The organism is Candidatus Chloroploca mongolica (assembly GCF_004762035.2).
GTDB classification, from domain to species: domain Bacteria; phylum Chloroflexota; class Chloroflexia; order Chloroflexales; family Chloroflexaceae; genus Chloroploca; species Chloroploca mongolica.
The window spans coordinates 14,925-35,968 of sequence record NZ_SIJK02000043.1 but is presented as its reverse complement, the minus strand read 5'-3'; the positions used below and the strand labels follow the sequence as shown (position 1 = coordinate 35,968).

Sequence of the window (21,044 nt, the reverse complement as noted above, 5' to 3'; positions counted from 1 at the left end):
TCAGTGCGTCGTCAGGTTGAATGTAGAGGGAAAGCTCGATTAATAGCGGCGATTGCCAAAGCCCCCACTATCCTGACGGGGGCCACGCGGACCACCTTTATCTTCAGCTTCATTCACCCGAATAGGACGCCCCCCGATCTCAAGGCCATCGGTATCACGGAGCACCTTGGCAAGATCCTCAACTTCCATCTCAACAAAACCAAACCCCCGCGAGCGACCGGTATCGCGATCATAAATAACGCGAGCACTCTGCACCGAGCCATGCTCACGAAACACAGCTTCGAGCTGCTGATCGTCAATACCCCAGGCGAGATTGCCGACAAAGAGCTTTACTTGCATTCCGATCCCACTCCTGCGTGCCAGGCTACACCGTGACACACTGCACCGGCAAGGGCAAGTGCCCCTGCGTTCATCAATTCGGGCGACACGTCGAAGCGATGCATTGAGTCACTTCGTGGAGAAATGTCGTCAAAACAGGCAAACCTTACGAAACGACTCGGTGGAAAGGCCGACACACACGATCTTCATTGTTCGTGTGCAATAGCCTAGCTAAGCAAACGCCGCGGGCTGCACCTCAGTCAGGGAGGCACATGCATTCAGGGAGACGAAACCCATTACAAAGGAGGCTCTTGCGACATCGTGACGCTGTTAGATATGGAAAGTGTACCACATACATATCACTTTGAGAAGCCCCCATGATGACTTTCAGACAAAAATTGTACAAATAGTACGAGAGGGCATCTATCTACACGATAGCATCAAAAGGTATCATGAGAAATTATTCTTTTTGCAATTATCGATTTAGCATACTAGAGCAAACCTAACGAGTTTGCAAAAGCATTTGCGTGCTTGCTCGCGGCTACGCCGCGAGCAAGCACACAGTACCTTCACAAATACTTTAGACCAGAGAAGAGTTTAGGGAAGATATGATGGTTTTCGGGGATTACTTGTGTGATATGTCACATATTTGGCGATCTACGCCCCCAGGGATCGCTCTTTGCTCAAAAAACAGCCCGCGTAGGGGGCTGTTTTTCGAGTGAAGCAAGGGGGATGTAGGGAGTGCGCGGGCGGATTAACAATAGCGGTCAAACCAGGCGAGGGCACGGCGCATATGGTCAACGCGGTGGGCCGGTTCACCGGTGCGCGTAAGTTCGTGGCCTTCACGGGGGTAGCGAACGAGTTCAACAACTTTCTTCTGGCGACGGAGGAAAGAAAAGAGTTGTTCAGCCTCGCTGATGGGAACACGGTAATCACACTCGCTATGCAAAAGCAAGAGGGGGGCAGTTATTTTATGGGCGTGGGCAAGAGGTGAGTGAACCCACAATTCTTCGGCCATTTCCCAGGGATAGCCATTGAACTCAATTTCGATCAACTCGTGGGCATCGGATGTAGAGGGGTGAGAGATGAGATTGTAGACACCGCGGGCGGCTACTCCACAGACAAAACGATCAGTGTGAGCCAACAACCAGGCTGTCATATAGCCGCCATAGGAGCCACCTGTAACGGCAAGGCGAGCAGGATCAATGCCCCCGCGGGAGAGCATGGCATCAACACCTGCCTCGATATCAGGGGCATCGGCATAGCCCCAATTGCCACGGATGGCATCGCGCCACTGTTCGCCATAGCCTTCAGAGCCACGTGGATTGCAGAAGAAGACGACATAGCCTGCGGCGGCCATCGTTTGCCATTCGTGCCACATAGAACGGAAAGCCGGCCCCCACATCGTATGCGGACCGCCGTGAATCGAGACAATCATCGGATGAGGTTGATCGGGTTGCCAGGCAGGCGGATAGATGGCCCACCCCTGGACTTCCTGACCATCAGGGGCAAGGTAGAGGATTTCGTTGAGGGGTAGCACAATACGCTGATCGAGGTAGGCCTGATTGAGGGTGGTCAACTGACGTTCGGTACCATCGAGGTGACGCAAGAAGAGTTCACCGGGATTCGCGGGGCTACTAGCGAGAAACGCGATCGTGCCATCACGGGCGACATCAAAGCCATTGACCATGCGCAACCCGGGGACAAGGGTTATACCATTGCGATAGGTTGGCGTATCAGGCAAGCCAAGGCTATACAGATGCTGATCACCGCGCCAGCCAGCCGTAAAGATGATGCCCTGGCTATCGGGTTGCCAGCGAAACTGTTCCACATTGAGATCGGTGTGCGCGGTCAAATCCTCTGGTTCACCGCCCTCAGCCGGAATGATAGCGACACGGTTGCCATCGGCGAGGAGTTTTTGCTCATCGAGGCAAAGAAAAGCGATCTTCGTGCCATCGGGCGAAGGTTGGGGATCAAAATAGGAGAAGCCGGGTTTGGTAAGAATGATAGGCTGAGCACCACTGAGGGGGAGGCGGAGCACATCATAGAAAGCGAAGAGCGAGTCAGCCTCGGGATCACGGGTCGCAGTAGTGAGCAGGCTCTGACCATCGGGCATCCAGGTGAGTGCGCCAAAGTGGATATCGCCATCGGTGAGGCGACGTGGCCGGGGAAGTTGTTCGACATCATCAAGCGGCACATCAATGACATAGACGTGGCGGCGGCGGTGGTCAAAGAAACTGGTGTCGCTACGATAGGGTAGGCGGGTGATCACCCGCGGATCGATGCGTTGCTCTTCTTCGTGACGTCGCTGCTCGCCGGCCCGCTGTGCGTCCCAGGCGGTAGCGGGCGCAGGCGAGGGTTCATCGTGCTCAGAGGCACGTTCTTCTTCGCTGACAGGGGCAAGAAAAGCAATCTGGCGACCATCAGGGCTCCAGACTGGATCACTGGCACCGTTGGGCATAGCCGTGAGCTGCTGAGCCTCACCGCCGGCGAGTTGAATCCGATAGAGTTGCCCATGAGGATCATCGCGGCGCGAAACAAAGACCAGACTCTGACCATCGGGGTTCCAGCGTGGTTGATGATCGAACAGCCCATGGGTAAAGCGGCGTGAGTGTCCAGTTGCGACAGAGGTAAGCAGAAGGCGACGATGGTAACGATTCTCGCGCTTCGCGATCGTCACATGAACCGACACAATAGACTGTCCATCAGGACTGATCCGAACATCTTCAAGGGATCCAAGCGAATAGAGATCTTCAACGGTTATGGGAGTGCGCTGAGTATCCACAGAACCTATCCTTACACAAGAGTTACGATGGGACAGTGATCCTATGCGTGCGATTGTACCATATCTTGAGCGTCTGTCACTACCTGAACATCAAAAACAAACTTGACAAGTAATTTTATTCAGATTATACTCAACCTGTTGTGGATTCTACAGATATATGGCAACAGAAAAGACAACCTTTAAATATCTAAGCAGATTACTCTAACAAATTCTTAAACGAGCGGCTTTCTTAAAAGCCTGCAGACACAATAATCCCAACATAATCTACAAACCTTTCAAGAGGAGACGACATGTCTATGCAAGGAATAATCGGTATGGAAGAGCCTATTGCAGTCTTGTTATTTCACACAGCTATGAGCAGAGGCCAGTCGCTAAGTGATTTTGCGGAAGAAGTAGGGATTGGAACAATCTCATTGCGGCAATTTATGCTGGGCAAAACGACACGTCCACGCGAACGCACCATGGAAGCGCTCAGTAGCGTGCTGGATCTACCCATAGAAGAGATACGGCAGCGTATGGGGCGTCAGCCAGAGGCGGCCCCACCGTTTGGTGAATGGCTGAAGGCACAGATGGAAGGGCGTTTTTCGCGGTCACGGTTGAACCGTGAGGCGAAGATCAGTGATGGTGCGATGCGCAACTATCTAAGTAATCGCACCTTACCGGATGCCGATCAGTCACAACGGCTCGCCGAAGTGCTAGGAGTTGGGACTCTTGAGCTCGCACGGATCATTGTTGCCAACCAATTTGCCGAAGCAGGCATCGTGCTGATGAACGGCCAGATGGTGGCCCCGATCAATAATGAAGCCGAGGTAAGCGACGGAGGAACGGCTGTTGCGTGGGGCGACCTTAACGTAGCAGGAGCAAAGCCAAGCGGGCAGGAACTATCGAGTGACGAAGTGCAACTGCTTGGGCTATGGCGACAGTTGCACCCGCAGGCAAAACGCGCAACGCTCGGATACCTGGCTATTCTCGCCACTGAATAAGACGCCTCGATCCAATACCGTGCAAAGAAGGCGGTTGTTTTGACGCAAAGGCGCAAAGGCGCAACGTTTTTCGCGTCGGTGAGCAACGCTTCGCGCCTTCGCGCGAGCTTCTTTGAAAAGTATTGCGCCTAGATCCGCATGAGGGGTGGGCCGCGTAGCGGCCCACCCCTCATGCGGATCTGAGGGACAACGACAACTTGCGCCTGCGCTTGACTCCTGGTACGATGCCTCAGCCTAATGGAGGAGGCTATGCGATACGTGAAACCTATGCGACTGATGGTGAGCATCATCGGCTTGATGATGATCGGTGTTACGATGATCGTGTTAAGCGGATGCACAACGCGACCACTGCTTGGCGAGGTGAGTCTGAGTGCAACGTCGTTTAACCCAACCGAAGCAAGTCGGCCCCTGGATATTCGTTATGCGGTGGGCCGTGACGCAACAGTTGATATTTACATCAATGATAGTAGTGGTGAGCGGTTTGACCTGCGACGCAGAGACATGCGCCCTGGCAGTAATGAACCTTATATTTTGCGGTTTGATGGAACCGTGCCTGTTGATGATAGTATCATTGTGCGACGGATGCTGCCACCTGGGACGTATGAACTGGTGATTGCAGCCGAGGGGAACGATGGGCAACGGAGTGAACAGAAGCACAACCTGACGATTACCGGCGAGGAAATTGCGTTGCCGACAATCGAGAACCTGCTGGTCTCGCCCTCAATCATTTCGCCCAATGCCGATGCAATTGATGACATTGCAGAAATCACCTACCGACTGCCGGTGACAGCGACCGTTGACATTACGATGACTGCACCTGATGGCGAAGTAATCCCGGTGGTCACCCGCGAAGAGGTAGGGCCATTCGAACAGCACCACATCTGGAATGGCAAGCGACCGAATCAATCGCTCTTGTCGGCGGGAATCTACACCTACACAGTGCGGGCGGAAGATGCATATGGCAACATTGTGCAGCAACAGGGGCAACTCGGACTCGAAGATGTCGGGCAACCCGAGGCACGCATTGTCGCGGCGCATATCGCCCCGCAGCGCGTTATGCTGGGAGACATCATTACAGTAACCATGCGGGTGCGCAATACCGGCGATGTCCCGATCCGCACCTATGGCCCACCGAGCGGCTTCGCCTATACGACCGACGAAGTCTTTTCGTCGGTTGAGCAGGGACGTTACACGGCCCAGGCGGGTGGCTTCTGGCGGGTCGGCATGGACTGGGACGCCAACAGTGGGGGTGGACCGCGGCGCTACCCATTCCGCTGGGCCATTTCGCCGCGGCCAGCCGAAGAGTGGACGATCCCAGGGGTCGAAGACTTCTTGATGCCGGGCGAAGAGGTCGAGATTGTTGGACAGATTCGCATTTTGCAGCGTGAGACCCAGATGGGGTTTTATGTCGGGTTGATCCAGGATGGGGTCGGCTTCTTTCAGGATCGCACGGCACGAACAATTATCGAAGTCGGTTTTTAAACTATGGAACTTGGTGATATTCTGCGTACAGCCTTAGAGAATCTAGGGCGGCGCAAAGTACGTACGATTCTGACGTCAACCGGGGTCATTGTGGGCATCTTGACGATTGTCACAATGGTTTCGCTCGGTGTTGGCGTACAACGCGAGGTACGGGCACAATTTGCGGCTTTAGGGCTTGAGAATGTCTTTGTCAACCCTGGTGTCCAGCGTAACGATGATTTTTTTAACCAGTTTGGCACACCAAGCCGATCGAATCCAATCACGCCTGAGGTGGTTGCACAATGGGAAGCATTGCCAACTGTGCAGGGCGTCGTTGCCCAGATCAATCTTGATGATGTGACATCGTTGATCGAGTTTCCCAATGGCGATCTCACCTCGATCCGCGTGACTGGGCAAGAAGTCTTTGCCAACCCGTTTCGGAGTGAAGCGGCGGCACTGGCAGGTGATATTAGCCCGGTGCAACAAGCAGGGCGTGTTGTGCTGGCTGCGGGTGCGGTGCCAGAGGGTGTTGAGGCTGGAGAACTTGTCGAACAAACGATCACGATTGTGCTGCGCAGTCCACGCGGTGAAAGTGAGCGGTTCCCGCTGGTTGTTGCCGGGGTGAGCGATCTACCTGACAACGAAGTCCAGGCGGCCGTCGCTGATATGGCAACGATGAAATCGTGGTGGTTCAATGTACCCGACTACCTGGAGACCCAGGGGTACGATGTAGCGGTGGTACGGGCGAATGACGTCGCAGCGGCAGCGGTGCTTGTGCGCACCTTTCGCGAAGAGGGCTACCGGGTACAATCGCTGGAACTCATCCTCGAACAGGCGAACCGGGTTTTTGCGGTGATCAATGTCATGCTTGCCTCGGTTGGCGGGTTGGCGCTCTTTGTGGCGAGCCTCGGGATCGTCAACACCATGATTATGGCGATCTACGAGCGCACGCGCGAGATTGGCACACTGAAAGCGATTGGGGCGTCACGGGGGGATATTCGCAACCTGTTTATGATCGAGGCAGGGCTGATCGGGTTGCTTGGTGGGGCGTTTGGCATTGTCGGCGGATGGCTGCTTGGCTTGTTGCTCAACGAAGTGATTGCCTGGTACATCGAGCGCGAGCAACTGCCGATTGCGGCGACCTTCTTTGTGACCCCGTGGTGGCTCGCGCTGGCAGCGCTCGTCTTTGCCGCACTGATCGGGATCGTGGCGGGGCTCTACCCGGCAGCGCGGGCGGCGCGACTTGATCCGCTGGTGGCACTGCGTTACGAATAAACGCCGACTTCTGCTTATAATGCCGTGCGAGGCCGACTTATGGTTGGCCTCGCACGGCATTGTCTAACATACGCCTTTTGGCTGATGGCTAGATCGCCCGTGTGTGCTACCCTGGCTGAGATGAGCAGATGATGGGCCCGGTTGCGCTTGGCGAGGCGACGGTCGCGCTCTTGCAGATAAGGAGAAGATTTTGCATCAGCAGAGCGAGTTTACGATTAAAGATGCCTATCAGTACAACCATACAAGTCGGTGGCAATGGATTGTCGCACATGTGGTGCGGTACAAATGGCTAGCGCTGGTAGCGATAGGCTGTTATGTTTTGGGATGGATTGCCTATGCAGGGGCGCAGGTCTTCATCGGACGCGCCGCCGAAGAGATTCTGCAGCCGAGTGCCGCCCAGGCGTTGCTGGTGCTAGCGCTGATCATTATGGGTCTGCTGGCGCTGGATGGCATTTCGATGCTGATTGGGACGCTTGCCGCTGAGACGGTGGCATCGCACTTTGAGGCCGATGCACGCCAGGAGCTCTATGCGAGTCTGCTGGGGAAGAATAAGGCGTTTCATGATCGGCAGCGAGCTGGCGACATTATGGCACGGGCGACCGACGATACACAGCAATTGAGCAGCATGATCGTGCCCGGATCGAGTCTGATTTTTGAAACAATCCTGGGGATCCTGATTCCGATCACGTTTATCGCGCTGACACGGCTTGAACTGGCATTGATCCCCCTCGGCTTTGTAGCGGCCTATATTCTGCTGGCGCGCAACCATATTCGGCGTTTGCAACCGGTGATTGACCGTCAACGCGAGCAGTACGGCACCCTTAACGCGGGGCTGGAAGAGAGTCTGTCGGGGATCGAGGTAGTGAAAGCGAGCGCACGCGAGATCTTTGAGCAAGGCAAATTTCGGCGTAACGCACGAATCTTCCGCGATCTTTTTGTGCAGCAAGGCGCTATCGAGGCACGCTATCTGCCGCTGCTGGTCTATGGCATTGCGGTGGGCCTGACCTTCCTCCATGCGATGTGGCTCTATCGGCAGAGTGTGATTGATCTTGGCTCGGTCATTACAGTGATCGGCCTGATGAATGTTTTGCGGTTTCCGACCTTTATTTCGATCTTTGCGTTTTCAATTTTTCAGGCTGGTTTATCAAGTGCCAGACGCATTCTGAGCATTATCAAAGCCGAGACTGACCTGCATGAGAATGCAACCGGATATGCGGCCCCAATGCGTGGTTCCATAACCTTTGAACATGTGGGTTTTGGGTATGCGCGGCGAGGGGCGACGGGCACGATTGAAGCACCATCGGCGGAGGCACACCCCCCCGCGGCCACGCTTGAGGCGGTATCGTTTGACGTTGTACCGGGGCAGACTGTAGCCATTGTGGGCCAGACTGGCAGTGGCAAGAGTGCGCTTACGCAACTCGTGAACCGTACATATGACGCGACGAATGGGCGGGTTCTAATTGACGGGGTAGATGTGCGTGACTGGAGTCTTGATGCGCTACGGTCGCAGATTGGCAAGATCGAGCAGGACATTTTTCTCTTCTCGCGGAGCATCGGGGAAAACATTGCGTTCGGAGCACCTGGAGCGACACAGGCCGAGATTGAAGAAGCCGCCCACGCTGCCCAAGCTCACGAGTTTATCATGAGTTTCCCCGATGGCTACGCAACGGTTGTTGGGGAACGGGGCGTCACGCTTTCGGGTGGGCAACGTCAGCGCATTGCGCTTGCGCGGGCCTTCCTGAGTAATCCGCGCATTCTGATCCTGGACGATAGCACGAGTGCGATTGATAGTGCCACCGAGGATCAGATTCAGCAAGCGATCCGCAAAGCGCAGGAGGGTCGCACCGTGCTTTTGATCACCCACCGGCTCTCACAGATCCGATGGGCCGACCAGATCCTGGTACTTGACAGTGGGCGACTAGTGGCAGCAGGCAGTCACGATGAACTGCTACGGCGCTCACATCACTACCGGCGGATCTTTGCCCGATTTGAAGTTGATCTGCCGCCACTCGAAGATGAAGCGACGCCGGTGCGGCGAGCAGCATAAGAGGGGGGGGTGGGGAGTGCGTGGGCGGCAGGCAAGCCTGCCGCCCACGCACGGGAAAGGATGAGGGAGCGGCGGGCGTGGCCTGGCGTAACGCAAGGCCTGCCGCTGACATACGCCCGACGATGAGGAGCGGCGTTCTTAAGACCTCGCCGGAGGGCGTTTATCCTGGAGGAATCCATGGGTTTCATTTTTGACGGTCTGGATGCGGAAGAATACGACCGTAAATATGGCGACAAGATTCTGGTCAAACGGATTCTGAGCTACTTTCGGCCTGAAGCGCCGAAGATGATCATTGCTGCCGGGATGATCATCGCAACTGCGCTGCTTGATGCGGTGATACCGATCTTTATTGCGCGGAATCTTGATAGTCTGCGGCCTGACACACCCTTTACGCAACTTGGCCTAGTTGCCCTGGGCCTGGTCGCGCTGGCATCGACGTCGTGGGTCTTCAACTTTATCCGTCAGACGCGCTCATCGCAGGCAGTTGGTGCAGTGGTACTCAAGCTGCGGGAAGACGCCGCCGACGCCGTGTTACGACGTGATCTCTCGTTTTACGACCAGTTCCCGACCGGCAAGATCGTCAGTCGGGTGACGTCGGATACGGCAGCCTTCTCGCAGGTGATGGTGCTTACGATGGACTTGATGAGCCGGGTCTTGCTCGTTGTGGTGCTGCTGATCTATCTGGCAACGATCAACTTGCAACTGACGCTCGTCTTGCTGGGCCTGGCCCCTTTCATTGTCGGGGCAGCGCTGGGTTTTCGAGCGCTAGCGCGGAAAACGATCACCGCATCGCGGCGGATGAATGCGACCGTCAGCGCCCATGTGCAAGAGACCGTGAGCGGCATCGGGGTCGCCAAGACCTTTCGGCAAGAGCCAGCGATCTACAACGAGTTTGTGCGGGTTAACAATCAGAGTCGGCGGGTGAATATGCGCACGCGCTACACCTTTAGCAGCATCTTCCCGCTGCTCAACATCCTGGCTGGCATCGGCACCGCGCTGCTTGTCTATCTTGGGGGCTTGCAAGTACGGGGGGGCGGGCTGACACCAGGCGAATGGTTTCTCTTTATTCAGGGTTTGGCGCTCTTCTGGTTTCCGCTGACCAGCATTGCCTCATTTTGGAGTCAATTCCAGCTTGGCCTGGCGGCAGGCGAGCGGGTCTTTGCCCTGATTGATGCCGAGCCAGAGGTTGTGCAACGAGGCGATGTACGGCTACCGGAACTGAAAGGAGCGATCGATTTTGCGCATGTCAACTTTGCGTACCGTCCAGGCGAGCCGGTCTTGCGTGACTTCAACCTGACGATCCGTCCGGGCGAAACGATTGCGCTGGTCGGGCACACAGGGTCGGGCAAGAGCAGCATTGCGCGACTGGTTGCGCGCTTCTACGAATTTCAGGAGGGGAGCATCACGGTTGACGGCACAGACATCCGCACCCTAAACCTGGCAGCATACCGCACACGCTTGGGCATTGTCACCCAATCGCCGTTTCTGTTTGATGGAACAGTACGCGAAAATATCCGCTATGGGCGACCGGAAGCCAGTGACGAAGCGGTGCGCGCAGTGGCCGAGCGGGTCGGTGGGGGAGACTGGATCGCAGGGTTGCCAGAGGGCCTGGAGAGTCAGGTTGGCGAGCGGGGAGGGAGCCTCTCGATGGGGCAACGGCAGCTTGTCGCGCTAGCGCGGGTGTTGTTGCAAGACCCGGCGATCTGCATTCTTGATGAAGCAACGGCGAGCATTGACCCGTTGACCGAGACCTTGATCCAGGAAGGGCTAGACGAAGTACTGTTGGGGCGGACCTCCATTGTGATTGCCCACCGACTGAGCACGGTACGGTCAGCGGATCGCATCATTGTGCTGAGCAAAGGCGCAATCATCGAAGAAGGCAATCACGACCAACTGATTGCAGCGAACGGACACTACGCCGAACTGTACAACACCTACTTTCGGCATCAATCGCTGGACTATATTGAAGGGACACGTCGGGCAGCATAAGGGCACGGCGGCGCTGGGACCCAACGGCGGCGCTGGGACCCAACGGCGGCGCTGGGACCCAACGGCGGCGCCGGGCCCCAACGGCGGCGCTGGGACCCAACGGCGGCGCTGGGACCCGACCGGGCGGCACGGTCAGAGGCAGCCATATGCAGGCAACCTGCAAGGTGCTCTAGCGGAAGCGTTGGGGCATAGTAGATTAGGGTATAATGCAGCCTGGGCTTGCCCCTCTTTGCAGGTAAGTCCAGGCTGCATTTCTATGCCATAAGCACAGGATCTGGTGACGGAAAGCTAGCTATGAACGAGCGCATTTATGTGGCGGTTGATGTTGAGACAACAGGGCTGGTTCCGGGGACGGATGAACTGATCGAAGTCGCGGCGGTTACCTTTCGTCGTAATGAACTGCTCGACACCTACAGCCAGCTTGTGCAACCGCGCCAGCCGCTGCCACTCAAGATCACCCGTCTGACGGGCATCGCGCCCGAGGATGTAGCCGAGGCACCCTTCTTCAATATGATTGGGGGGGACTTTGCGCGTTTTATCAAGAGTTACCCGATTGTGGGGCACTCGGTAAACTTTGACCTGAGCATGCTCCGTGCGCAAGGCATGAACTTTACGCAGCCGACGTATGACACATTTGAACTAGCAACGCTGCTGATGCCACAGGCGCCAATCTACAAACTAAGCGCACTCGCCGAGCGGATCGGTGTCCCTCACCCTGATGCCCACCGTGCGCTCAACGATGCGATTGTCACGGCGCATGTTTTCAACCACTTGCTTGACCTGCTCGAAGCGCTGGGTCTCGATGCATTGAATGAGATCATGCGGTTGATCAACAAAATTGATTTCCCGATGCGCGATCTCTTTGAGCATACGCTGCGGGAGAAGACGCGGAACGCCTTTTTTGAGCCAGCGATGCCAGGGCGGACACAGCCACCCCCAACGATCTTTGAGATGGCACCGCCGCCAGGCCCAGGTGAGCCACAACCACTCAAACCCACGGGTGACGCACGACCGCTTGACTATGATGACATTGCAGCCTTCTTTGCCCCAGATGGTCCCCTCGGGCAACAATTTCCCGGCTACGAGCCGCGGGCACCCCAGGTACACATGGCGCAGGCCGTGGCCGAAGCCTTCAACCTGAGCGAACCATTGCTCGTTGAAGCGGGCACAGGTACCGGGAAATCGTTGAGTTACCTGATACCGTCGGTCTTTTTCGCCACTCGCCGCGGAGAGCGGGTTGTCATTTCAACCAATACGATCAACCTGCAAGATCAACTCTTTTTCAAAGATCTCCCGGCCTTGCAAGCGATCATGGCGGTGAGCGGCATGCCGCCCTTTACCGCCTCATTGCTCAAAGGGCGCGGCAACTACCTCTGTCTCAAACGGTACTACGACGTGCAGCGGAGTGAGAACCTGAACCCGGACGAGGTACGGATGTTGCTCAAGGTTCAACTCTGGGTTCCTACGACCGAGAACGGGGATAAAGCCGAGTTGCTACTGATGGATCGGGAAAATGCCGCGTGGAATCGGGTCAACGTCACGCCCGAGACATGCATTGGCTCGCGGTGTCCCCATTTTCGCGAATGTTTCTTTTTCAAGGCACGGCGTCAAGCCGAAGCCTCACATATTTTGGTGGTCAACCACGCACTGCTGATTGCCGATCTCGCCGCGCAATCGCATGTCTTGCCGCCATACGCGCACCTGATCGTTGACGAAGCCCACAACCTGGAAGATGTCGCCACGGATCAACTGAGTTTCAAGGTCGATCAGGCGGCAATGTTGAAGTTTCTCGATGATATCTTTCAGACCGGAGGAGCGCAGGTTGTCAGTGGCTTGCTGAGTGAATTACCAGCGGCATTGCAGGCGAGCGTGGACGAACTTGTGGCGAAAAAGATTGCGCAAGCAAGCGACTTGATCCGTCCGGCGCTAGTACGGGCGCGCACAGCCGTCTACGAATGCTTCAACCTGTTGAATGCATTTGTGATCCGCGAAGTGCAGGATAACCAGTACGACCCACGTCTGCGCCTAACCCCGGGCATCCGTGAGAAGGCCGCGTGGCAAGAAGTGCAAGTCATCTGGGCGAACATGACCGACATCCTGACGGTCATTGGCACAGGACTGGCCCAGATCGAAGAGCAACTGCGCAATCTGGATGCGAGCAAAGTCGACGGGTACGAGGAACTCTTGATCCAGGTCGAATACCTGGGGCGGTTTGCCGTCGATGTACGGGTCAAGACCGGGCATATCATCTTTGGTGACGAAGCGATCATTGCCTGGTTGACGCTGGATCGGCAGCGCGACACCCTGACCCTAACGGCGGCACCACTCAGTGTTGCCGACATGTTGCAGGCCCAGCTCTTTGCGCAAAAAGCAACGAGTGTGCTTGCCTCGGCAACGCTGACGATCGAGACAAGCTTCGAGTTTGTCAAAGATCGCCTGGGCTTACCCGAAGCCAACGAGCTCGAACTCGAATCTCCCTTCGACTACGAAAAACAGGCGCTGGTCTATATCCCGAGTGATATTCCCGAACCGAATCAGCGAGGGTACCAACAGGCGATTGAGCAGGCGCTGATCGAACTTTGCACCGTCACAGGCGGACGCACCCTGGCCCTCTTTACTGCGAATAACGCACTGCGACAGACCTACCATGCGATCCAGGAACCACTAGAAGCCCAAGAGATTGCGGTACTGGCGCAGGGGATTGATGGCAGTCGGCGAGCGTTGCTCGACCGTTTCAAAGAATTTCCACGCACGGTCTTGCTCGGCACAAACAGTTTCTGGGAAGGAGTAGACGTTGTTGGCGACGCGCTCTCGGTGCTCGTGATTACAAAACTCCCGTTCAGCGTACCGAACGATCCAATCTTTGCGGCCCGTAGCGAGCGCTTTCAGGATCCGTTTGGCGAATTTTCGGTACCGCAGACGATTCTGCGCTTCAAGCAGGGCTTTGGGCGTCTGATCCGGAGTCGCGAAGATCGGGGGATTGTGGTCGTGCTTGATCGCCGGTTATTGAGCAAGAAATATGGTCAGCAGTTCCTCGACTCCTTGCCAAACACCCGCGTGCGTACAGGGCCGTTGAATCAGTTGCCGGTGCTGGGGGAGCGGTTTTTAAAATAATGGAGTTAACTATATGAATTCTGAAGATACAAGTCCGCATCGTCCTTTTTCTGCGCTACGCCTCTTTTTGACCGGGTTTGCGATGGGCATTGCCGACCTGATCCCGGGGGTGTCGGGTGGGACAATGGCATTCATTCTTGGGATCTACGAGCAACTACTCGATGCGATCAAATCCTTCAATGTGCGCCTGTTGCAACTCTTAGGGCAGCGTCAGTGGCGTGAGGCGTTTGGACAGATTCCCTGGATGTTTCTGATTCCGCTCGGTCTAGGCATCGGGGTTGCCATTATTTCCATGGCACGTACGATGCGTTTTTTGCTCGAGAATTACCCGGTCTACCTCTTTGCTTTTTTCTTTGGCTTGATTCTTGCCTCGATTATCGCTGTTGGCGCAACAGTACGCTGGACCCCGACAAGCCTGGTGGCCCTGGTGGTTGGTACAGTTGCAGCCTTCCTTATTGTTGGTCTGGTGCCACTCAACATGCCGAATGATCCATTGACGCTCTTTTTAAGTGGCATTGTTGCGATTATGGCAATGATTTTACCAGGCATTTCAGGTTCTTTTATTTTGCTTATTCTTGGACAATACACGTATGTCCTCAATGCAATCTCAGAGTTCAACCTGTTGGCGATCATTCCGCTGGGACTCGGGGCAGTTGTCGGTTTGCTGGGGTTTGCGCGAGTCTTGAGCTGGTTGCTGAATCATTATCACGGAGTGACCGTAGCGGTGCTGGTCGGCTTTATGATTGGTTCGTTGCGCAAGATCTGGCCTTGGAAAGAGATACTTGAAACAACGCTCGATCGTCACGGTGAAATCGTGCCGCTGCGCGAGCGCAATATCTTGCCCGATTTTGCAGGCCCGGAATTCTGGATCGCCCTGCTGCTGGCTATGATTGGCTTCTTCTTGCTCAGCTTTATTGACCACCTGCAAACGGGGTCAAATCCAATCTTCCGTCGGTTGGGGGTTGGGCGTCGTGCGAAGCCTGTTGCGTCGCCATAAACAGATCCCAAAAGTTTTTGCTCATTGCGCAGCAAACGCCAGCTAAGCTGGCGTTTGCTGCGCAACGAGCACCAAGGTCTTCACCCTATCGCATGCGCCGCAATAATTCCATGCAGGCACGAGGGTGTTGATAGGCCTGTTCATAGATCCCCACTTTATAGCGATCAGGCAGAGGGGTGCCATCGAGCGCCAGAGACTTGAACCAGTCACCATGCACTCGATCAATGAAATGGTCTTCGATGTAAAACCAGATGTTAGCCGCTGCTTCGGCGAAGCCTGCTTCGCCTGAGAGCTGAAAGGCGGTATACATACCAATCATGGTTTCGGCTTGTGCCCACCAGCTTCGTTCAACGCTATTGGTGACCGGGCGCACCCCACCATCAGGGTCAAGGCCATCTTTGCAGACAGCAGCAGCAAGCCCCAGGGCCACTTCGCGCACGCGTGCCTGGAGGTCGCGGTTACCCTGCACAGCGGCAGCCTCAACGAGAAACCAGCTACTCATACTATCGTGGCCGTACGAAATATTGCCAGTCAGGGGCCGCCAGGTCGTATCAAAGCTGAGCCGTAGATGGCCCGTCGCTGGATTGACGCCTCGCGTAAGGATGTTTTCGATCATCGCACGCTGGCGCCCACGCAGCAGGCTATCGTCCCAGATGCGCAAGAGATTCGTGTAGGCTTCGAGCAAATGCAGCAGCGTCGGCATCGAAAGATAGCCATAGTTCGAGGTGTAGCGCTCATCTTCCCAGACCGGCACATGCCAGGTACGGTTGGAGCCCTCACTATAGCCGTCACAGAGCGGATTGTAGATACTCGCCTCGATCAACTGGAAGATTTCTTTGGCAAGCTGCAAACTATTAGGGTCGCCGGTGGCGCTATGATGTTCGGCCAGACCATACACTGCCATCGCCTGCGCAACGGTCGTCTTGCGAGTATCGAGCGGTCGCCCCCACATATCAACTGTCCAGAAGATCCCACCATATTCTTCATCCCAGAAGGCGAGGCGCAGATAACGGAACGCTCGACCGGCCATTTCGAGGTATTCGGGGCGACGGTAGGTACGATAGGCAGCCGCAAAGATCCAGAGGATCTGCGCACAGATCAACGCCACGCGTGGAACTTCGTTCAGTGACCGCAGATCACGGGTGACCGCACCATAAAAACCACCACGCGGACGATCAACGACACGGTACATCCAGAAGGGCAAAATATTGCGCAGTAACTCCTCTTCAATTTTATGGCGCAAGAATATACGCTGCAGGCCTGGCGCTGCCCGGATTTGCTCTATTTCAGACATGGGGCTCTTCTCCACTCCACCAGGGCTTGCTTGTTTTGGGGGCGGTCCGATCAGCCTGTAGGTCATACCAAACCTGCGGATGCATGCCACGTTGCCTTCACCACGTTGCCTACTTGGGCTAACGACACTCATTAGATAAAGATCTGTCCTCTTCCAGCATACACGCTCCGGTTTCAAAGAACTTGATTTGTACTATCCGTACTATAATAAGGGCAAGGGTTTGTGCGATATAAGTCCCTGCGGGGCACCGCTGGTTCACCAGCATCAGCGTTTTTCTTGGGGAGAGACGGATGGATCCTATTGCGCACATGCTTCAACTGCATCCTTTTCTGGTGCTTGATGGAGCGATGGCAACCGAACTTGAGCGACGCGGCTGCAACCTCAATGATCCGCTCTGGTCGGCCAAGATCTTGCTTGAGGCACCCGAGTTGATCCGGCAGGTTCACGCGGACTATTTTGCGGCCGGGGCTGATGTGGCAATTACGGCGAGTTACCAGGCGACCTTTGAGGGCTTTGCCAGCCGGGGGCTTGAACGAGCGGTGGCCGCGGCGTTGATGCAGCAGTCGGTGAGCCTTGCGCTTGAGGCCCGTGATCATTTCTGGGCCAACCGGGCCAACCGAGTGGGCCGTTCACGGCCGCTCGTGGCTGCGTCGGTTGGGCCATATGGTGCGTTTCTCGCCAATGGCGCTGAGTATCATGGTGACTATGGGTTAAGCGAAGAGGCCCTGATGGAGTTTCATCGTCCACGTATGGCGGTGCTCGCGTCCGCAGGGGCCGACCTCTTTGCCTGTGAGACGATCCCCTGTCTCACCGAGGCACGTGCGCTGGCACGCCTCTTGCCCGAATTTCCCGAGATGTGGGCCTGGCTCAGTTTTACCGCACGCGACGAGAAGACGATTGCGCAAGGTGAGTCTTTTGCCGATAGTGTAGCCCTGCTCGAAGCGTATCCCCAAATTGCCGCTCTCGGCATCAATTGCACAGATCCTCGCTATATCAACGGGTTGATCCGTACGGCCCGCCGCGTGACGACGCGGCCCATTTTGGTCTATCCAAATTCGGGTGAACAGTACGAGGTCGCATCACGGTCGTGGTCGGGAGAGTGCTCGAGTGCCGATTTTGGGGCCCAGGCGCGTACCTGGTATGCGCTCGGGGCACAACTTATCGGCGGGTGCTGCCGGACGACGCCTGACCATATTCGAGCGGTGCGGTCGATCTTGTATACATAAAAGGTGACGCCCTGGCCGTCGGGAAAGGCCGGCCCCTCGGCTGTCCGCTTCGCGTTCACACCAAGGATTGGGGCAAGAGCGGCGGCTTCTTGCTCGGCAACATAGCCCGAAAGCAGGAAGATCGCGTCGGGCTCGGCAGGCGCTGAGAGTTGGGCACCCGCAAAGCTCTGCACGTCCAGGCCCGTGGTGAGAAAAGCAAAGACTGGGTCACTGCGCACAACCTCGGGGACAAAGACCTGGGTTGCGAGCGTGCCACCGTTTGCTTCGGCAAGCTCACGGACATACGCACCCATCTGGCTCTGCACCGGGTAAAAGACGAGAAAGACTTCGCGCTGCGGCGGCATGAACACAAAATAGACCGCTGCATTGAGCGCAAGCACAAGGATGACCAGCGTTGCGCCAACGCCCTGCGGTAGCCACCACGGTCTGCTTGCTGCAGGCCAGCGCTGCTTCAGGCTCTGCCACAGGGCGACCCAACCCACGGCTGCGATAATGAAGGCAAAGGCCGCCGCTGAAAAACCACGCAAGCCGTGTGGCCCATTGACCGCAAGCGCACTCGGCACCAGACCAATCGCCAGCGCCCCCGCAAGCATCAGGCTCCGCCAGTCAAGCGGGGAACGGAGCAACCCGGCAACCCCGAGCAGCATGCCGATGCCCGTCACATAGTCGAGCATGGGGCGCCCCGGAGCGTGATGACGCCCGTTTACGTCACCTTCACCGTGAAACATCAGCAGGTGCTGCCGCACGGTTGTATCAAGCATGCGCAGCGGTGGTTCGCCACGCCGGGCTTCTTCACTCAAGAGAAAGACCTGGCTCACCCGGTCGTTGAAGGCTTCGGGCTGATTGACGGCATAGATCACCAGCGGCGTCACGGTGAGCATCAGGCCCACCGTCGCCGCCAGGCTGCCTACCAACCACCCGCGCCAGGCGCGTGGCGCACGCAGCAGCAATAGCAACGCCAGCCACGCCGCAATGATCGGGGCCATCCGCCCCGTGTGGTAGGTCTGCACCGCCAAGCCAAGGCAGATCCCACCGAGCAAGCAGGCGAGCAAGGCACGGATGCGTTGCCCAACCGACAAGCTCGTCAACTCTTTCTCCGCACCGGCGGAAGGCTGAGCGCAAAGCCCCCAGCCAAGCAACCAGAGGCCGCTGAGCGTCAACAAGGGATCAAAGACGGTAGGAAAAGCGAGGCGACTGACGGTGATGTGCCAACTAGAGACAGCGAGGAAGAGCGCCGCGAGCAACCCGATGCTGCGACGGTCACTCAGCCAGGTGGCAAACCCATAGAGCGGCAACACCGTCAGCGCCCCGGCGAGACCACTGACAACGCGCATCGACCAGAGATTTTCGCCCCAGAAGTGCAGGGCAAGCGCAAAGGGGTAGAGTCCGAGCGCCGGCATATTGACGCGGTTGCTAGCGATGTAGATCGGGCGATAGTCGGCGTAGTCACGGATCAACTGCGCAAACATGCCGTGACGCGCCTCATCACGCCACAGGCCAAAGGGCAGTTCATCAAGTCGATAGAAGCGCAGCCCGAGGGCAAGCAGAAAGATCAGGCCGAGCAACAGCAGGGCATATTTCCGGGAAAGATCGGGGCCTCCATGCGCCCAGAGATCCTTGCCGAGCCCATACGGGCCACCGGTCATCAGCATAAGGGCCACGAGCGCCAGGATCAACCCGCCGGCGACGCTGAGTTGCGTATTGAGCAGACCAACCGCCACGGCAAGCAGCGCCATCGCTGCAATCAGGGTTAGCGCACCAGATGCCAACGAGTCATTGGACGCATTGCGTGGGCGGGACGCTCGCGCTTCCAGGCGGGGGAAGGTGCTGACTGAGACGACAACCAACAACAGGGTGGCAGTGCCGAGGATCCACGGCGTGGGGGGCAGCGCCCAGGCAAGGCCCGCAGGATCACGGAAGGCCCAGACAAGCAAGAGTGCGCCGCCGACCGCGCTCACCAGACTCGCCCGCCGCCAGAGATGCCTGCGTTGGCGCGGCAAGAGCAGTGCATCGAGCCAGGCAATCGCGGCAACAACGACCGCGAGCATCCAGGTCAGCCATGCTGCACGGAGAAACGCGGGCGTCTGGATGCCACCGATGCGTTCAAGTTGAAGAGCGGCGACAGGAATGCCCAGGGGGCGAAAATCAAGATCATCGGCGGTAACACCGGGATCGCTGACGGGTGTGACCAGATTGAGTGGATGGGCCACGCCCGATGCCGTCGCAACGGTATCAGGGGGCAAAAGCAGCGTATAGGTACGCCAGCCATCCTGCACATCAAAGCGCACAACGTCAATTGAAGCCTGGCGCAACGTCACTGACGGCATCCCCTCGGCAAGCAAGCGCTCACCATTGAGGCGCAGACGCAGGAACGATGGCGCAGGCGTAGCGCCGTGCAAGAGCAACCGAGCCTCGGGGCCACTCCAGCGAAAGGTTTCACCGGCCCCAACCTCGGGCTGATAAAAGCCACTCACAAAACGGCTATCGCCAGGCGCACCAAGGTCAACAAAAAGCGGCGGTGCCAGACGCAGTGCCAGTCCAAGCAGCAGGGCGACCAGCACCAATACGAGCAAAGGCACTAGGTGTACGCCCTGCGGCAAACGAAAACGAGGCAAAGCTATCATAGTTGTTCTCTCGTTTAGCGACGGGGCCAACCACGTCCCAGCAGGAAAGCTATGAGCAACAGCAGCGGCCAGAGCCAAATCAAGTCGCCTGGCCCACCAGATCCAGCGAGAGGAGCAACGCGACGCAAACGCAGCAGCCGGTAAGAGGCAGTGGCAGCATCCAGGTCCGCATCGCTCAACCGGTCGGGGTTTATCCCGGCCAGATAGGCGGCAAAGCCACTTCCCTGGAGCACATCACGCATGATCACCGTCTTGCCCGCGCTCTCGGTGACATCCTCCACCTCAACGAGCCAGCGTCCGTCGGGGAGCCACACCTCAGTGCGCGGCTGGGCCATAAGATTGTGATACCAATCGGCGCTGCGGCCAAATCCTGACGTAACATACACGTCACCATCGCGTTCGGCGTAATTGACTGGCGTGCGATAGAGGCGCCCGCTTTTGCGACCCGTATGGATCAAGATAAGAAAACGCCCGATTCCTGACGGCCAAAAATTAAGGTACGCTCCCATGCCTACGCGCCAATGCCATAGCATCAAAGGATTTAGCCGTTTGAACATCTGTCGCAAGAGGTGCTCACTGGTTTGTGACATAGATTTAGCTCCTTACCCGACAAGGCTTGCGTCAAGGTAGTATAACGCACTTGTTCACGAGGAGTCAGGGGGCGTTTAACGGTCTGGCGCCTGGTCTGAGTCTGGGCAAGATGTTCAGCCGCACCAGTTGCGGATCGGGCATGTAGTGTTACATCCAATACTTTGCCAAGAAGACCTCATCAGGGCGAGAAGACCGGTGAGGTCTCGTCCAAGGGCGATGGCATCTTCCGTGTATGCACCCCGCCAGGGCACCCGCAAGGGGTGCCCGTACACCGGATCCGGCCCCCGGCCGGTATCAGGGCACCCGCAAGGGGTGCCCGTACACCGGATCCGGCCCCCGG

12 protein-coding genes are annotated in these 21,044 nt (G+C 56.9%); 8 read left to right on the top strand and 4 right to left on the bottom strand.

Features of this window, described 5'->3' with window-relative positions; translation table 11 throughout:
* Positions 1-39: 39 nt before the first annotated feature.
* Complete coding sequence (locus EYB53_RS19035) at positions 40-339, bottom strand: RNA recognition motif domain-containing protein (protein ID WP_135479981.1); 300 nt, start codon at positions 337-339, stop codon at positions 40-42.
* Between the two features lie 733 nt (positions 340-1,072).
* Positions 1,073-3,103 carry a prolyl oligopeptidase family serine peptidase gene (locus EYB53_RS19030; protein WP_371879136.1) on the bottom strand — a complete coding sequence of 677 codons (2,031 nt, stop codon included), beginning with the start codon at positions 3,101-3,103 and terminating at the stop codon, positions 1,073-1,075.
* Positions 3,104-3,417: 314 nt separating this feature from the next.
* Between EYB53_RS19030 and EYB53_RS19025 the strand changes: the two genes are divergently transcribed.
* The 7 genes from EYB53_RS19025 (at position 3,418) to EYB53_RS18995 (ending at position 14,969) form a co-directional block, all read left to right on the top strand.
* The gene (locus tag EYB53_RS19025) at positions 3,418-4,086 is read left to right on the top strand and encodes a helix-turn-helix domain-containing protein (protein WP_135479979.1); all 669 of its coding nucleotides are present in this window, start codon (positions 3,418-3,420) and stop codon (positions 4,084-4,086) included.
* A 249-nt stretch (positions 4,087-4,335) separates the two neighbouring features.
* Entirely contained in the window at positions 4,336-5,568 is a 1,233-nt protein-coding gene (locus EYB53_RS19020; protein WP_254151142.1) for a hypothetical protein, read from the top strand.
* Between the two features lie 3 nt (positions 5,569-5,571).
* Entirely contained in the window at positions 5,572-6,822 is a 1,251-nt protein-coding gene (locus EYB53_RS19015; protein WP_135479977.1) for an ABC transporter permease, read from the top strand.
* Positions 6,823-7,012: 190 nt separating this feature from the next.
* Positions 7,013-8,869: an ABC transporter ATP-binding protein gene (locus EYB53_RS19010; protein WP_135479976.1), complete on the top strand. Its 1,857-nt coding sequence runs from the start codon at positions 7,013-7,015 to the stop codon at positions 8,867-8,869.
* Between the two features lie 177 nt (positions 8,870-9,046).
* Entirely contained in the window at positions 9,047-10,858 is a 1,812-nt protein-coding gene (locus tag EYB53_RS19005) for an ABC transporter ATP-binding protein (RefSeq protein WP_135479975.1), read from the top strand.
* A 294-nt stretch (positions 10,859-11,152) separates the two neighbouring features.
* The gene (locus EYB53_RS19000; RefSeq protein WP_135479974.1) at positions 11,153-13,972 is read left to right on the top strand and encodes a helicase C-terminal domain-containing protein; all 2,820 of its coding nucleotides are present in this window, start codon (positions 11,153-11,155) and stop codon (positions 13,970-13,972) included.
* Positions 13,973-13,985: 13 nt separating this feature from the next.
* Positions 13,986-14,969 carry a DUF368 domain-containing protein gene (locus EYB53_RS18995; protein WP_135479973.1) on the top strand — a complete coding sequence of 328 codons (984 nt, stop codon included), beginning with the start codon at positions 13,986-13,988 and terminating at the stop codon, positions 14,967-14,969.
* Positions 14,970-15,054: 85 nt separating this feature from the next.
* On the opposite strand, the gene EYB53_RS18990 is transcribed toward EYB53_RS18995, so the two are convergent.
* Positions 15,055-16,263, bottom strand: a complete 1,209-nt coding sequence (locus tag EYB53_RS18990; RefSeq protein ID WP_167857479.1) for an AGE family epimerase/isomerase — start codon at positions 16,261-16,263, stop codon at positions 15,055-15,057.
* Between the two features lie 290 nt (positions 16,264-16,553).
* On the opposite strand from EYB53_RS18990, the gene mmuM reads away from it, so the two are divergent.
* Positions 16,554-17,489 (top strand): homocysteine S-methyltransferase, encoded by a 936-nt coding sequence (gene mmuM / locus EYB53_RS18985; protein WP_135479971.1) that lies wholly within the window; start codon positions 16,554-16,556, stop codon positions 17,487-17,489.
* A gap of 2,638 nt (positions 17,490-20,127) precedes the next feature.
* Here the strand turns inward: mmuM and EYB53_RS18980 are convergent.
* Positions 20,128-20,703, bottom strand: a complete 576-nt coding sequence (locus EYB53_RS18980; RefSeq protein ID WP_135479970.1) for a nitroreductase family deazaflavin-dependent oxidoreductase — start codon at positions 20,701-20,703, stop codon at positions 20,128-20,130.
* Positions 20,704-21,044 lie beyond the last annotated feature (341 nt).

Coding starts and splice junctions, on each gene's coding strand:
- EYB53_RS19035 (WP_135479981.1), bottom strand. CDS start 339: ATGCAAGTAAAGCTCTTTGTCGGCAATCTCGCCTGGGGTATTGACGAT.
- EYB53_RS19025 (WP_135479979.1), top strand. CDS start 3,418: ATGGAAGAGCCTATTGCAGTCTTGTTATTTCACACAGCTATGAGCAGA.
- EYB53_RS19020 (WP_254151142.1), top strand. CDS start 4,336: ATGCGATACGTGAAACCTATGCGACTGATGGTGAGCATCATCGGCTTG.
- EYB53_RS19015 (WP_135479977.1), top strand. CDS start 5,572: ATGGAACTTGGTGATATTCTGCGTACAGCCTTAGAGAATCTAGGGCGG.
- EYB53_RS19005 (WP_135479975.1), top strand. CDS start 9,047: ATGGGTTTCATTTTTGACGGTCTGGATGCGGAAGAATACGACCGTAAA.
- EYB53_RS19000 (WP_135479974.1), top strand. CDS start 11,153: ATGAACGAGCGCATTTATGTGGCGGTTGATGTTGAGACAACAGGGCTG.
- EYB53_RS18995 (WP_135479973.1), top strand. CDS start 13,986: ATGAATTCTGAAGATACAAGTCCGCATCGTCCTTTTTCTGCGCTACGC.
- EYB53_RS18990 (WP_167857479.1), bottom strand. CDS start 16,263: ATGTCTGAAATAGAGCAAATCCGGGCAGCGCCAGGCCTGCAGCGTATA.
- mmuM (WP_135479971.1), top strand. CDS start 16,554: ATGGATCCTATTGCGCACATGCTTCAACTGCATCCTTTTCTGGTGCTT.
- EYB53_RS18980 (WP_135479970.1), bottom strand. CDS start 20,703: ATGTCACAAACCAGTGAGCACCTCTTGCGACAGATGTTCAAACGGCTA.